Source organism: Streptosporangium sp. OZ121 (genome assembly GCF_051918885.1).
In the GTDB taxonomy this organism is placed as follows: domain Bacteria; phylum Actinomycetota; class Actinomycetes; order Streptosporangiales; family Streptosporangiaceae; genus Streptosporangium.
Genome location: NZ_JBPXMC010000023.1, coordinates 59,672 through 73,377 on the forward strand (window position 1 = coordinate 59,672; position 13,706 = coordinate 73,377).

General features: G+C 72.2%; 10 protein-coding genes. 6 read left to right on the top strand and 4 right to left on the bottom strand.

Translation table 11 applies throughout. From position 1 onward, the window contains the following. The first annotated feature begins 133 nt into the window (after positions 1-133). Positions 134-808 carry a response regulator transcription factor gene (locus tag ACTOQ1_RS31445; RefSeq protein WP_362682642.1) on the top strand — a complete coding sequence of 225 codons (675 nt, stop codon included), beginning with the start codon at positions 134-136 and terminating at the stop codon, positions 806-808. Continuing rightward, the gene (locus ACTOQ1_RS31450; protein WP_440071589.1) at positions 798-2,390 is read left to right on the top strand and encodes a sensor histidine kinase; all 1,593 of its coding nucleotides are present in this window, start codon (positions 798-800) and stop codon (positions 2,388-2,390) included. Before ACTOQ1_RS31445 ends, ACTOQ1_RS31450 begins: the two co-directional genes overlap by 11 nt. Positions 2,391-2,442: 52 nt before the next feature. Here the strand turns inward: ACTOQ1_RS31450 and ACTOQ1_RS31455 are convergent, their stop codons facing one another. Further along, positions 2,443-2,724, bottom strand: coding sequence for a zinc ribbon domain-containing protein (locus ACTOQ1_RS31455; RefSeq protein ID WP_440071590.1), 282 nt, complete (start codon positions 2,722-2,724; stop codon positions 2,443-2,445). A gap of 835 nt (positions 2,725-3,559) precedes the next feature. On the opposite strand from ACTOQ1_RS31455, the gene ACTOQ1_RS31460 reads away from it, so the two are divergent. Together ACTOQ1_RS31460 and ACTOQ1_RS31465 are read left to right on the top strand one after the other, a co-directional pair. After that, the gene (locus ACTOQ1_RS31460) at positions 3,560-4,990 is read left to right on the top strand and encodes a pyridoxal phosphate-dependent decarboxylase family protein (RefSeq protein WP_440071591.1); all 1,431 of its coding nucleotides are present in this window, start codon (positions 3,560-3,562) and stop codon (positions 4,988-4,990) included. Between the two features lie 171 nt (positions 4,991-5,161). After that, positions 5,162-6,943, top strand: a complete 1,782-nt coding sequence (locus ACTOQ1_RS31465) for a S8 family peptidase (protein ID WP_440071592.1) — start codon at positions 5,162-5,164, stop codon at positions 6,941-6,943. A gap of 108 nt (positions 6,944-7,051) precedes the next feature. Here ACTOQ1_RS31465 and ACTOQ1_RS31470 read toward each other — a convergent pair whose 3' ends face one another. The 3 genes from ACTOQ1_RS31470 to ACTOQ1_RS31480 form a co-directional block, all read right to left on the bottom strand. After that, positions 7,052-7,669: a VOC family protein gene (locus tag ACTOQ1_RS31470; protein WP_440071593.1), complete on the bottom strand. Its 618-nt coding sequence runs from the start codon at positions 7,667-7,669 to the stop codon at positions 7,052-7,054. 97 nt (positions 7,670-7,766) lie between these two features. Beyond that, positions 7,767-8,600 carry a dihydropteroate synthase gene (gene folP / locus ACTOQ1_RS31475; RefSeq protein ID WP_440071594.1) on the bottom strand — a complete coding sequence of 278 codons (834 nt, stop codon included), beginning with the start codon at positions 8,598-8,600 and terminating at the stop codon, positions 7,767-7,769. 96 nt (positions 8,601-8,696) lie between these two features. Further along, on the bottom strand, positions 8,697-9,566 hold the full coding sequence (locus ACTOQ1_RS31480; protein WP_350966547.1) for a LysR family transcriptional regulator: 870 nt from the start codon (positions 9,564-9,566) through the stop codon (positions 8,697-8,699). 840 nt (positions 9,567-10,406) lie between these two features. On the opposite strand from ACTOQ1_RS31480, the gene ACTOQ1_RS31485 reads away from it, so the two are divergent. Continuing rightward, positions 10,407-11,369 (top strand): neutral zinc metallopeptidase, encoded by a 963-nt coding sequence (locus tag ACTOQ1_RS31485; RefSeq protein WP_440071596.1) that lies wholly within the window; start codon positions 10,407-10,409, stop codon positions 11,367-11,369. 375 nt (positions 11,370-11,744) lie between these two features. Then, positions 11,745-13,649 carry an LCP family glycopolymer transferase gene (locus ACTOQ1_RS31490; protein ID WP_440071597.1) on the top strand — a complete coding sequence of 635 codons (1,905 nt, stop codon included), beginning with the start codon at positions 11,745-11,747 and terminating at the stop codon, positions 13,647-13,649. Positions 13,650-13,706: the final 57 nt, after the last annotated feature.

Here is a 13,706-nt window from a genome sequence, read left to right on the forward strand (position 1 = left end):
GTCAACAGCAGACTGCGTGACAGGTCCTGTGCCGAAGCTGAGACAGACTGAGAGTGCTCACAGGCTTCTCAGCCGCCTCTCAGGCGGGGTGGTCGAGGATGGGCACGTCCGACATGGCGAAAGGGGCGTTCACATGCGGGTTCTCGTCGTGGAGGACGAGCGGAGGATGGCGGCCGCCCTGCAGCGGGGCCTGCAGGCCGAGGGGTTCGCGGTCGACCTCGCGCACGACGGGGAGGACGGCCTGCACCAGGCCAGGCACGGCGAGTACGACGTCGTGGTGCTGGACATCATGCTGCCCAGGATCTCCGGCTACAACGTCTGCAAGCAGCTGCGTGCCGAGGAGAACTGGGTGCCGATCCTGATGCTGTCGGCCAAGGACGGCGAGTACGACATGGCCGACGGGCTCGACCTCGGCGCCGACGACTACCTGACCAAGCCGTTCTCGTACGTGGTGCTGGTGGCCAGGCTGAGGGCGCTGCTGAGGCGCGGGGCGAACCGGCGCCCGTCCGTGCTGAGGGCCGGGGACCTGGCGCTCGACCCGGCGCGGCGGCGGGTCACCAGGGGCGAGACGCCGATCGAGCTGACGCCCAGGGAGTTCGCGCTGCTGGAGTTCCTGATCCGCCACCACGACGAGGTGGTCTCCAAGACGGAGATCCTGGAGCACGTCTGGGACACCTTCGACACCGATCCCAACGTGGTCGAGGTCTATGTCGGCTACCTGCGACGCAAGATCGACGTGCCGTTCTCCCGGAACGCGCTGCAGACGGTGCGGGGAGCGGGATACCGGCTGGCCGGCGATGGCGGCTGATCCGGCTTCCCCGGCCCGCAGGGACCCCCGGGCCCGCCAGGACCGGCCCGCCGCCGGAGCGGACGCGGGACACCCCGCCGGCACGGCCTCCCCGGCCGGCGCGGCCGCGCACGGGGGAGGGCGCGCGGTCGGCCGGTGGCGGCGCAAGAGCCTGCGCTTCCGGCTGACGGCGGTCGCCTCGGCCGTGCTGGCGGTGGCGCTGGTGGTCTCGGCCTACGTGATGATCACCGTGCTCGGCAACGCGCTGCTGGCCACCATCGACGACTCGATCTACCAGCGGGCCAGGGATACGGTCTCGCTGGCCGACGCGGGGCGGCTGCCCGACGAGATGACCTCACCTGACGGCACGCTCCTGCAAGTGATCGACGGCACGGGACGGATCACCCACACGACCACCGGCACCGACAGGCTGGTGCCGCTGCTGGGCGCCGGGGAGCGGGCCGCGGCGATCGGCATGGGCGAGGCGCGCTTCCTGGACGGGAAGCCGTACGGCATCCCGCACATGCTCCGAGTCCGGGTGCTCAGCGCCGACCGAGGGCAGACGGTGATCGCGGCGCGCCCCTTCAGCGAGGTGCAGACCAGCATCTCCACGGCCGGGCACGTGCTGATCGTCGGTACGCCGCTGCTGCTGATCCTGCTCGCGGGAGCCAGCTGGGTGATCATCGGTCGGACCCTGCGGCCGATCGCGGCGCTGCGCCGGGGCGCGGACGAGATCACCGACACCGCCCGCTCGCGCCGCCTGCCGGTGCCCGAGGCACGCGACGAGGTGCACAGCCTGGCCACGACGCTGAACGCGATGCTGGCCCGGCTGGAGAAGGCCGGTGTCCGGCAGCGGGCCCTGGTCTCGGACGCGGCGCACGAGCTGCGCAGCCCGCTGGCGAGCATCCGGCTCCAGCTGGAGGTGGCGCTCGGCCACCCCGAGGGACAGGACTGGCGGGAGACGGCCGAGGGCGTCCTGGAGGACACCATGCGCCTGTCCAGGCTGGCCGAGGACCTGCTCTCGCTGGCCCGGCTGGACGAGCGCGGCGGCACGCCCGCGCGGGGGGAGCCGGTGGAGCTGGACCAGCTGGTCGCGCAGACCGTCGAGCGGTACGGCGAGGCCGTCACGGTGCGGATCGCGGGCGAACCGGAGAGGGAACCGGGGAACGCACCCGGCGCGGCCGGCGACGGGCCGGAAAGCGGACCCGGCACGGCCGGCGGACCGGGAAGCGGACCGAGGAGCGGGCCGGGAAGCGGGCCGGTCAGGGTCACCGGGGACGCGCTGGACCTGAGCCGGGTGCTGGTCAACCTGGTCGACAACGCGCTGCGGCACACCTCCGCCCCCGTGGTGGTCGAGCTGCGGGCCGAGGGGGCCGACGCCGTGCTGACCGTCACCGACGACGGGCCGGGCATCCCCGAGGCCGACCGGGAGCGGGTGTTCGACCGGTTCACCCGGCTGGACAGCGCGCGCAGCCGCGACGAGGGCGGAGCCGGGCTGGGCCTGGCCATCGTGCGCGAGACGGTCCACGCCCACGGCGGCGCCGTCCACCTGGAGGACGCCTCCCCGGGCCTCCGGGCGGTCGTACGGCTTCCACTATCTTGACCGAGGCTTTTGACATCCTCCCCCGCCTGAAGGCGGGGGATTCCAACGGCGACTACCCCACGAGGAGGAGGTCGCGTTGAGGTTCACGGTTCACAGGCTCCGGCAACCCGAAGCCTCCCCGCGCAGCCACCGCATGCCCTGCGGCAGTGTCGCGAACGTTCTTCGCCGCGTTCACGTCGGCGTGCGCCCGGTGCCCGCAGGCCACGCACAGGAAGAGAGCTTGGCTCTCGCGACTCTCCCTGGCGAGGTGCTTGCAGGCGTTGCAGGTCTGCGACGTGTAACGCGGGTCGATCTTCTGAACCCGGCCCGGGGCTTTCTGCTCCAGCCGCTCCACCAGCCGGCCCACCCCGCAGCGAGGATGCCGCGGTTCAGGCCCGCTTTCTGACGGACGTTCCGCCCCGGTGCTTCGACGGCGCCCTTGGCCGACCGCGTCATGTTGCCGATCTTCAGATCTTCGACCGCGATCACGTCGAAACGGCGGGCCAGGCCGGTCGAGGTCTTCTCGACCCAGTCCTTGCGCCGGTCGGCCCGCGGGCTTTCAGCCTCGCGATGGCGGCCTTGACCGTGCCATGCCGGTTCGACCCCCGCTTCGCTCGCGCGAGTTTCCGCTGCAACCTCAGCAGCCGTGTCTTCTCGGCGCCGCGCAGGGTGGGCGCGTTCAGCAACTCGCCCGTGGACAGCGCCGCCGACACGGCCACGCCACGGTCCACGCCAACGACCTCACCCCGACCGGGTGCTGGGACCGGTTCAGGGATCGTGGCGAACGCCACATGCCAACGGCCCGCCCGGTCACGGGTGACGCGGTAGGACCTCACGTCCTCACCCACGGGCCGCGACCGGCGAAACCGCACCCAGCCAACCTTCGGGACCCGAACCTCGCCGACGTTGCGCGACACGCGGCGTACGTCACCAGGTTTGAACGCGACGATCCGGAACCCCTCGCCCCGCCCACGTTGACGCCACGCCGGCCTGACCTCCGCCCGGCTCCCTGCCTCCGTCCTGACCTCCGCCCGGTTTCCCGGCTCCGTCCCGTATGCCGGGCCGGTGCGCGCCACCGGATCTCCGTACGGCACGATTTCGTGTTATTTCGTGTGATGCTGGCATTTCCCTGGCGGCCCCTGCGGGCCGCGTCCTTCCGGCCCGCGCGAGCCGTATCCCCGAGGAGACCGATGAGCCTGCCTGACAAGGGCCGCAACACCGACGAACTGCTGGCCGAGATCGCCCGCCTCAAGCAGGACGACCTGCCGGTGCGCGGCGGCAAGGTGACCGCGTACGTCTACGACACCGGACGGCCCGAGGTGCACGAGGCCGCCGCCAGGGCCTACTTCGAGATGCTGGAGGTCAACACCCTCGACCCGACGGCCTTCCCCAGCGTGGTGGAGATGGAGAAGCAGGTCGTCGGCGCGGTCGCCGAGCTGCTCGGCGGGGGGTCGGGCATCTTCACCAGCGGAGGCACCGAGTCGATCATGCTGGCGGTGAAGGCCGCGCGGGACTCCCGCGAGACGGCGGGCCGCCCCCGGATGGCGGTGCCGGTGACCGCGCACCCCGCCTTCCACAAGGCCGGGCACTACCTGGGGGTCGTGGTGGACGCCGTACCGGTGGACCCGGTGACGTTCCGGGCCTCCGCCGCGGACGTCGAGGCCGCGATCACCGAGGACACAGTCCTGGTGGTCGCCTCGGCGCCGTCCTACCCGCAGGGCGTGATCGACCCGATCGCCGAGATCGCCGGGATCGCCGCCGCGCGCGGCGTGCTCTGCCACGTGGACGCCTGCGTGGGCGGGTGGCTGCTGCCGTGGCTGCGCGAGGCCGGGGCGGACGTCCCGCCCTTCGACCTGTCGGTTCCCGGGGTCACGTCGCTCTCCTGCGATCTGCACAAGTTCGGGTACGCGCCCAAGGGCGCCTCGGTCGTGCTGTTCGCCGACCCGGCGCTGCGGCGCAGGGCGTACTTCGCCTCGGCGTCGTGGCCCGGCTACACGGTGATCAACGCCACCGTGCAGAGCTCGAAGTCCGCGGGCCCGCTGGGCGGGGCGTGGGCCACCTTCCAGGCCCTGGGCCGGGAGGGCTACCTGGAGCTCGGACGCACCACCCTGGCGGCGGCCCGCGAGCTCCGCGAGGGCATCGCGAAGATCCCCGGGCTGCGGGTGCTCGGCGACCCGGAGTCGGCACTGGTCGCCTTCGGCTCCACGGACGACGTGGACGGGGTGGACGTGTTCGTGCTGTCGGACGAGGCCAGGAAGCGCGGGTGGTTCCTGCAGCCGCAGCTGTCCTACGCGGGCATCCCGGCCAACATCCACATCACGGTGACCGGGGTGACCCTGCGGGGCGTCGAGGCGATGCTGGAGGTGATCGCGGAGGCCGTGGAGGCGGCCCGCGAGCGGGGCCCCGCGGAGCTGCCGGAGGGGCTGGTGGAGCTGGTGGCGGGCCTGGACCTGGACGCGCTCGACGACGCCGCGTTCGGCGAGCTGGCGGCGGCGGTCGGGGTGGACCTGGGCGGCTCGGGGCAGCCGGAGATGGCCGTGGTCAACGCGGTTCTCGACGCCCTGCCCGCCGACCGGCGGGAGGCGATCCTGATCCGCTTCCTCTCCGTCATCTACACCTGATCGTCAGCTCTCCACTCCCGATCGCCCACGGACAACTACATAACAAATTGATTTACCCCTGTCATGATATTGCAGTAAATATCGTGCTGGCCGACGATGGGGACGCTCCACCGCCGCCCGGGATCCCCGACCGGGATGCCGGGCCCACCCCCCTCCAGGAGGTCCGCGAACATGAGCAAGACCCCCGCCCTCCGATTAGCGGGCTTGGTCACCGCCGCACTCCTGCTCGCCCTCGGGTCGGTCACCCCGGCCTCGGCGCTGCAGCACACGGATTCCGCCGGTTCCGCGGATTCCACGCGTTCCACCGGTTCCATCGTCAAGGCGGACAGCGCGACCGCGCTCGCCGACAGCTACATCGTGGTCCTCAAGGGCCGCTTCAGCCTCGTCGACCGCGACCGCAGGGCGCGCGAGGTCGCCGAAGGCGAGGGCGCGCAGGTCAGCACCGTCTACCAGCGCGCCATCAACGGCTTCGCCGTCCGGGCGAGCGAAGAGCAGGCCCGGCGGATCGCCGCGCGGCCCGACGTCGCCTACGTCGAGCAGGACCAGGAGTTCACCCTGGTCAACCAGGCCGTGTCCTCGTGGGGCCTGGACCGGGTCGACCAGCGGAACCTGCCGCTCGACGGCAACTACACCGCGCCGAACACCGGTTCCGGCGTGCGGGCCTACATCATCGACACCGGCATCCGGGTCACCCACTCCGACTTCGGCGGGCGGGCGCAGGCCGGACGCGACGTCTACGACGACGACAACGACGTGGCCGACTGCAACGGCCACGGCACCCACGTCTCGGGAACGGTCGGCGGCGGCCAGTACGGCATCGCCAAGGCCGTCACGCTGGTCGGCGTGCGGGTGTTCGGCTGTGGCAACAGCACCTCCACCTCGATCATCATCGAGGGCGTGGACTGGGTCACCGCCAACGCGGTCAAGCCCGCCGTGGCCAACATGAGCCTGGGCGGCAGCGCGAGCACCGCGCTCGACACCGCGGTCTCCAACTCCATCGCCTCCGGCGTCGTGTACGCGCTCGCCGCGGGCAACGAGAGCACCAACGCGTGCACCCGCTCCCCCGCGCGGCTTCCCGCCGCGATCACGGTGGGCGCCACCACCAGCACCGACGCCCGCGCGTCCTACTCCAACTTCGGCACCTGCCTGGACCTGTTCGCCCCCGGTTCGGCCATCACCTCGGCCTGGAACACGAACGACACGGCCGCCAACACGATCAACGGCACCTCGATGGCCTCCCCGCACGTCGCGGGCGCGGCGGCGCTGGTCCTGAGCGGCAGCCCCGCCGCCACTCCGGCGCAGGTGCGCGACACGATCGTCACCAATGCCACGCCCGGCGTGGTGACCAACCCCGGCACCGGATCGCCGAACCTGCTGCTGTACGTCGGAGGCGGCGGCCCCGGCCCCGAGCCCACGGTGGTCTACTCCGACGACTTCGAGGCCGAGCGCGGCTGGACGGTCAACCCCGGCGGCACCGACACCGCGACCACGGGCCGCTTCGAGCGCGGCGACCCGGGACAGACGTCGAGCGGCGGCGTGACCACCCAGCCCGGCACCACCCCCAGTGGCACGTACGGGCTGGTCAGCGGCGCGGCGGCCGGGTCGAGCGCGGGTGACGGCGACATCGACGGCGGCGTGACGAGCGCGCAGTCGCCGGCGATCACGCTGCCCGCGAGCGGGACGCTCACGCTGTCCTTCTCCTGGTACCTCGGCCACCTGAACAACGCGAGCAGCGCGGACTACGTCCGGGTCCGCGTGGTCGGCACGACCACCACGACCGTGCTGAACCAGACCGGCGCCGCGTCCAGCCGCGCCGCCGCCTGGGCCACCGCCACGGCCAACGTCTCCGGCCACGCCGGGCAGGTCGTCCGTGTCGTCGTGGAGGCGGCCGACGCCTCCGGGGCGAGCCTGGTGGAGGCCGGGGTCGACGACGTCAAGATCACCTCGCAGTAGACCCTCCTGGAATGCGAGGCGCGCCCCCGCCTCGCGATCGGGCCACCCTTCCCCCCGAGGGTGGCCCGGCCCTTCTCTCCCCATGGACGACGCTGCTGAAAGGACGCCCTAAAAGAGCGTCACCCCGCCGATCACGGCCACCAGGCGGGGTTCGTCACCGGCGGCCACCTCCAGCTCGGCCCCGAGCGCGGCCAGGTCCGCGGCGACGGCCGCGGGGTCGGGGTGGCGGGCGGTGAGGGAGGTCAGCTCCACCACGGGCAGGCCGCGCTCGGCGGGGTGCGCCGTCGTCCCCCAGTCGATCAGGAACGGGACCAGGCCGTCGCCGGTGTCGTCGGGCGAGGACGTGAGCCGCCACTCCAGCAGCTCGCCCTCCGGGGTGCGGCGCGACATCGGGTGGATCTCGCCCGGCTCGTACCCGCGCTCGCGGGCCCGCGCGACGGCCGCGTCGAGGTCGGCCGGGTGGATCGCCCAGGTGACCAGGCGCGGGCCGGGCAGCAGGTCGAGGCCGAACGGCCGGGCGAGGCCGGGATCAGGCTGGTCGGGATCCGGGCCGATGATCTCCAGGTAACGGCGCCCGCCCAGGCCCAGCAGGTGGTTGCGGGTGCCCAGGCCCACGTGGCGCCCGCCCTCCACGGGCTCGACGCCGAACAGGCCGGCGATCTCCCGTACGGTCGCGTACAGGTCGGGGGTGGCGTAGACGAGGTGGTCGAGTCGTTCTTCCGGCATGGGTGGGGCTCCCGTCCGTGTTCGCGGCGGGCACGGCGCCCGCGGGAGAGGTGTGCCCGCGAGGCGGGCGTCATCGGCGGCGCCGGCGCTGGAACGGTCATCGGCGCAGCCTCGCGACGGTGGCCAGGGCGGCGCGGGCGGACGCGGCGTCGTGGACCCGGAAGACCCGGGCCCCCTGCCAGGCGGAGACCGCCAGCGTGGCCATGGTCCCGGCGTGGCGCTCGTCCACCGGCAGACCGCCGAGGGTCTCGCCGACGAAGTCCTTGTTGGAGACCGCGACCAGCACCGGCCAGCCGGTGGCGACCATCTCGTCCAGGCGGCGGCTGACCTCCAGGGAGTGCCAGGTGTTCTTGCCGAAGTCGTGCGCCGGGTCGATGAGGATCGACTCCCTGGGCACCCCCGCGGCGACGGCGCGCTCGGCGAGGTCGACGGTGTAGCCGATGACGTCGGCGACCACGTCGGCGTAGGCGATACGGTGCGGGCGGGTGCGCGGGGTCACGCGACCGGCGTGCGCGCAGACCAGGCCGATGCCGTGCTTGGCGGCGACCCCGGCCAGTTCGGGGTCGACCCCGCCCCAGGTGTCGTTGAGAAGGTCCGCGCCCGCCTCGGCGACGACCTCGGCGACCTCCGCGCGCCAGGTGTCGACGCTGACGATGAGCCGGGGGTGACGGCGCCTCACCTCCGCGACCAGGTCGGCCACCCGGCGGATCTCCTCCGCGGGGTCGACCTCGTCGCCGGGACCCGCCTTGACACCGCCGATGTCGACGATGTCCGCGCCTCCCGCGACGGCACCGTCCACCGCCTCCAGGGCCGCCGCGAAGCCGTACGTCCTTCCCCTGTCGAAGAAGGAGTCGGGGGTGCGGTTGACCACCGCCATGATCGCGAACTCGCCGGGCCGGAACTCACGGCCGCGCAGGCGCAAGATAGTCATCGAGACCGAGCCTATAGCCCGGTGTCGGAGAGGACGGCGCTCCCACCTGCGCCGCCTCTGGGGGAAAACTGGAAGAACTGACGAGCCTCGGGGCTCCTACGCGGCCGACCCACTTTCGGCCACGGACAGGAACTCCTGGGCGATGGCGGGCAACCGCCGTCGCGCGTGCACGATGGCGATCACCCGGCGGACCGAGGGATCGAGGGTGCGGACCACGAGCCCGGCGCGGGCGGCCTGCTCGGCCATCCCCCGGTACCAGAGCATCGAGGCCGTGCCCGAACGGACGGTGCTCAGCCAGTTGCCGCGCTCGTCGAGCTGCGTCGCCACCACGGGGGCCACACCGTGTTTGGCGAAGAGCGCGTCGAACTCCCTGCGCCGGGAACTGCCGGGAACCGGCAGCACCAGTCGCATGCCGTTGAGTCTCCTCATCGGCACCGGGTCGGGCAGGTCCACGCCGGGCGGGGAGATCAGCACGATCTCCTGGCGCTCCAGCGGATGACTGATCAGATCAGTGGGGACGGGCAGGTCCGTCAAGCCGAGGTCGGCCCGCTGGTCCCTGATGGCGCTCACCACGCCGTCCCGCCCGTCACAGCGGACGATGTGAATGCGTACCCCGGGATGTTCGGCGGTGTACGCGGGGAGGAGGCGTCCTGCCAGCCCCGGTTCGAGGCTGGGTATCGAGGCGATGCGAAGCTCCGCCTCGGACGCGTGGCCGTGCGTGGACAGTGACTCGATCTCGCGGACGGCGTCGAGCGCCTCCCGGGCCAGTTTGACCACCCGGCGTCCCTGTGCCGTGACGACCACGCCACGTCCGGAACGTGCGAACAACGTCATCCCGAGCTCTCGTTCCAAATCCCTGATCGCACGGGAAAGGGCAGGTTGTGCGATGTACAGCGACCTGGCCGCGTCGGTCATGGTGCGATGCTCCGCCGTCGCGACCACATAGCGGAGCTGCTGCAGATTCATGATTTGAAGCTAGGTCACGAGCCCTGGATCGGTCCGGTACATCGCGGAGATCACCTCGGATGATTTCGGAATGTAATCGAATGCAGCGACATCCGTGACGGATGATAAATCAGTATGCTTACGCCCCAAATTCGGCAAAAGTCCGGACCTGTAGCTCAGATCGGACGCTCGGGTTAACGGGGAGACAGCGTGACAGGCAACGGGCACTATCCTCCACCACCCCCTCCACCTCAGGGGCGACCACCTCAGGCACCACCCGGATGGACGGCTCAGGGCCATCCTCAACCGCCACCGCCGGGATATCCGCAACAGCCGCCACCGCCGGGACAGGGATACCCGCACCTGCCCGCGTATCCGGGGCAGGCGGGCCCGCAGGCACCCCCGCCGGGACAGGCGGGCCATCCGCCGGCACCACCGAGACAGGGAAACCGTCCAGCGTCGCCGCCGGGGCACGGGAGCCACCCGGCGTCGCCGCCAGGACAGGGATTCCCGCCCGGGTACGGGTACCCGCCCCCTCCCTCCCGGCGGCCGGTCCCGCCCCCACCCCCGCCCCCGCCCGGCCGGGGGTACCCGCCGGGACCACCCCAGGGCCACCCCCAGCCGCCGCCCCCGGGGTATCCGCCGCACTTCCCTCCCCCGCCGGCGCCTCCGCAGCAGCCACCGCCGGGACAGGGATACCCGCACCTGCCGACGCGGCCCGGGGGCCGCGCGCCGTACGGGCAGCCGGCCCCGCCACCGCCGCCGGACCCCTGGCAGCGGCACGCCCACCCGCCGCCGCAGTGGCAGCCGCAGCGCCCTCGCTCCGGCGGTGCCGGGGCGATCGTCGGCGGGATCCTCGGCGTGTTCGCGCTGGTGTTCGTCGGGCTCGTGGTGATGGGCGCGGTGGCCAAGAACAGCCGCCGTTCGGATCCGGTCTCGCCGATCGCGATCCCCACCTTCTCGGACAGCAGGCCGTCGTACACGCCCACCGCGGAGCCCGCGCGTACCGCGTCCGCCGAGCCGCGACGGACCACGGCCTCCTCCGACATCTCGGAGGACACGATCAAGCCCCCGGTCAAGGCGCGGACGCTCAACACCAGCCTGGAGAACAACACGCTCTACCGGGCCGGAGGGCTTCCCCGGGTGAACTGCCCGGCGGGGTCGGCCAGCATCTACAGCCACAGCCAGCTCAAGGCACTGATCCTCAGGACCTCCAAGTGCATGGACCGGGGCTGGTCGCAGATCATGCGCAAGCAGGGCATGGACTGGCGCCCGCCCGGCTACGCCCTCACCGCGACGAAGGGCCGCGGCGCCTGTGGCGACTTCCCCTCACCGGGCAGCATGGTGCCGTACTACTGCCCGCGCAACACCACCATCTACGCCTCGACCAGGGCGATGGCGCGGGGGGTCGGCAACTCCGGCGGGTACGGCTCCATCACCGAGTGGCACGGCGGGGTCATCAGCATGATGGCGCACGAGTACGGGCACCACGTGCAGCAGCTGTCGGGGCTGTCCGACACCTGGTGGCAGCGGTCGCTGCGGTCCAGCAGCCGCAGCGGGAGGCTCGCGCTGAGCCGCAGGTTCGAGCTCCAGGCGACCTGCTTCGGCGCGATGTTCATGCGCTCGGTCTCGGCCAGCTACCCGGTGACCCCGGCCCGGCGCAACACCCTCTACTACTTCTACTCCCGCGTGGGCGACTGGCCCGGCTACCCCCGTGACCACGGCTCCCCGGCGAACAACAACCGGTGGTTCCGCCAGGGCTACGAGAAGAACAAGGCGTTCCAGTGCAACACCTGGTTGGCGCCCTCCTCGTCCACGTCTTAGGCGACATCACGACTTAAGGGATCATTAACCACAGATTGGCTATCTGTCTGTCATGTCCAGGTATGGGGACTAGAATCCTGGCAAATTCCGTTCAATCGGGGAACCTTGGCTGTTTTGCCAGGTAGACCGGGGCAAAACGTAGTAGGAAGCGGTGTGACGATGCGCCTTGGGCAAGACTCGGGGGATCTCGCCGGCGACAGTGGGAAACGGCGCCCCCGGCGCCGCAGCGGAGGCCCGGCCGCGGGCCGCGGCGGCGCGCAAGGTCCGGCCGAGACGCGAATCCCCCCTGGCCCACCCGGCACGCCACCGGCCCGGGACGCTCCCGCCGGGGACGCGCACAACGGGATCCGGGCGGTTCCCGACCTGGTCCAGGGCTTGCCTGACGGGCGGGGGACGCTTCCCCCGCAGCCTCGGCCCGGCGCACGGGGCGCCGCCAACGGGCAGGAGGCGCGCTCCCTCCCGGGCGCGCACAACGGGCAGGGCATCAACGGACAGGGGATCAGCGGGCAGGGGGTCAACGGGCAGGGGGTCAACGGGCAGGAGACGCCTCCCCCGCACGGCGTACCCAACGGGCAGCCCGCGCACAACGGGCACGACACCCTCCCGGCCCCGGGCGCGCCCGACGGGCGGATGACCTCTCCCTCGCAGACCGGAGCGGGCACGCGGCCCGGCCGGGACGCCGGGCCCGGCCAAGGCGCCGGCCCGGCCCAGGCGGCGGGGCAGACCGGAGGGACCGCCGGGTCTCCCCCCGGACCTCCCGGTCCGGGCGGTCCGCCCGGACCGCCCGCCCCTCCCGGGAAGCGGCCGCAGTTCGCCAAGCCGCTGACGGTCGGCGCGCTCATCGGCTGGACCGCGCTGTCGGCGGTCCTCCCCGGCGCGGCGCACCTGCGGTCGGGACACCGCCGCACCGGGTACATCCTGCTCACGATCTTCGGCGCGCTGCTGCTGGCCGCCCTGGTCGGCTGGTTCGCCCTGGGCGGTACGGAGAACGCGGGTTTCGTCGCCCGCGACGGCATCCTGACGACCGCGGTGGTCCTGGCCGTCGTCGGCGCGATCACCTGGTTCCTGCTGGTGCTCTTCTCCTACATCTCCCTCGGGCCCGACCGGCTCAGCGGCAGGGGGCAGATCGTGTCGGGCATCGCGGTCGGCGTGCTGTGCGTGTCGGTGATGGCGCCGTTCGCGCTGACCGCGAGCACCGTGATGACCGGCAAGGAGACGGCCAACGCCATCTTCGCGCCCGCCGCCGACAACCCCACGGCCGTCCCCGTCAAGCACGAGGACCCGTGGGGCGGGCGCAAGCGGGTGAACTTCCTGCTCGTCGGCGGCGACGGCGCCGGGAACCGGGAGGGCGTGCGGACCGACAGCATGACCATGGCCAGCGTGCACGTCGCGACCGGCAACACCGCCATGTTCAGCCTCCCCCGCAACCTCCAGCACGTCCGCTTCCCGCCCGGCAGCGCTCTCGGCAAGCGGTTCCCCGACGGCTTCATGCGCGAGCTGCCCAACGGCGGCCTGCTCAACGAGGTCTGGCAGTACGCCGAGGACCACCCCGAGCTGATGCCCGGGGTCAAGGACGGGCATCGGGGCCCCCGGGCGCTCATGGACGCCATCGGCTACACGCTCAACCTGAAGATCGACTACTACGCCCTGGTCAACATGTTCGGCTTCGCCCACCTGGTGGACGCCATCGGCGGCCTCAGGATCAGGGTGGAGCGCGACGTCCCGTGGGGCGGCCTCTACGGCACCGCCGGGACCATCAAGGCCGGATACCGGAAGCTCTCCGGCGAGGAGGCGCTCTGGTACGGGCGCTCCCGCGTCGGCAGCGACGACTTCTCCCGGATGGCCCGCCAGCGCTGCGTCATCGGCGCCTTCGCCCAGCAGGCCACCCCGTCGGTCGTGCTCACCAACTTCGCCAAGATCGCGGGTGTGGCCAAGAAGATGGCCAAGACCGACATCCCCCGCGAGCTGCTGGAGCACATCATCGAGCTGGGACTGAAGGTGAAGGACGCCAGGATCGTCAGCCTCCAGTTCGTGCCGCCGGAGTTCTACACCGGCTCGCCCGACTGGCAGAAGATCCGTACGGCGACCGCCAGGACGCTGCGCCAGTCGCTGCAGCCCGCCCGCCGCCCCCTGGCCGCGACGGCCTCGCCCGGCACGAGCGGTGCGACGCCCGCCGCCACGCCCAAGCCCTCCAGGCCGGCGGTGGCCAAGCCGAGCCAGACGCCCACCCAGAACGGCAAGGCCGAGGCCCAGTCCCTGGACGAGCTCTGCGGGTTCTGACCGCTCCGCGCGGGCGGCTCCGCCGCTGACGGCCCCGCGCGATCGCCACACGCATGT

What these genes read in the sequence shown, in the direction of transcription:
- ACTOQ1_RS31450 (WP_440071589.1), top strand. Translation starts at nt 798, where the DNA reads ATGGCGGCTGATCCGGCTTCCCCGGCCCGCAGGGACCCCCGGGCCCGC.
- folP (WP_440071594.1), bottom strand. Translation starts at nt 8,600, where the DNA reads ATGACTATCTTGCGCCTGCGCGGCCGTGAGTTCCGGCCCGGCGAGTTC.
- ACTOQ1_RS31460 (WP_440071591.1), top strand. Translation starts at nt 3,560, where the DNA reads ATGAGCCTGCCTGACAAGGGCCGCAACACCGACGAACTGCTGGCCGAG.
- ACTOQ1_RS31480 (WP_350966547.1), bottom strand. Translation starts at nt 9,566, where the DNA reads ATGAATCTGCAGCAGCTCCGCTATGTGGTCGCGACGGCGGAGCATCGC.
- ACTOQ1_RS31465 (WP_440071592.1), top strand. Translation starts at nt 5,162, where the DNA reads ATGAGCAAGACCCCCGCCCTCCGATTAGCGGGCTTGGTCACCGCCGCA.
- ACTOQ1_RS31470 (WP_440071593.1), bottom strand. Translation starts at nt 7,669, where the DNA reads ATGCCGGAAGAACGACTCGACCACCTCGTCTACGCCACCCCCGACCTG.
- ACTOQ1_RS31445 (WP_362682642.1), top strand. Translation starts at nt 134, where the DNA reads ATGCGGGTTCTCGTCGTGGAGGACGAGCGGAGGATGGCGGCCGCCCTG.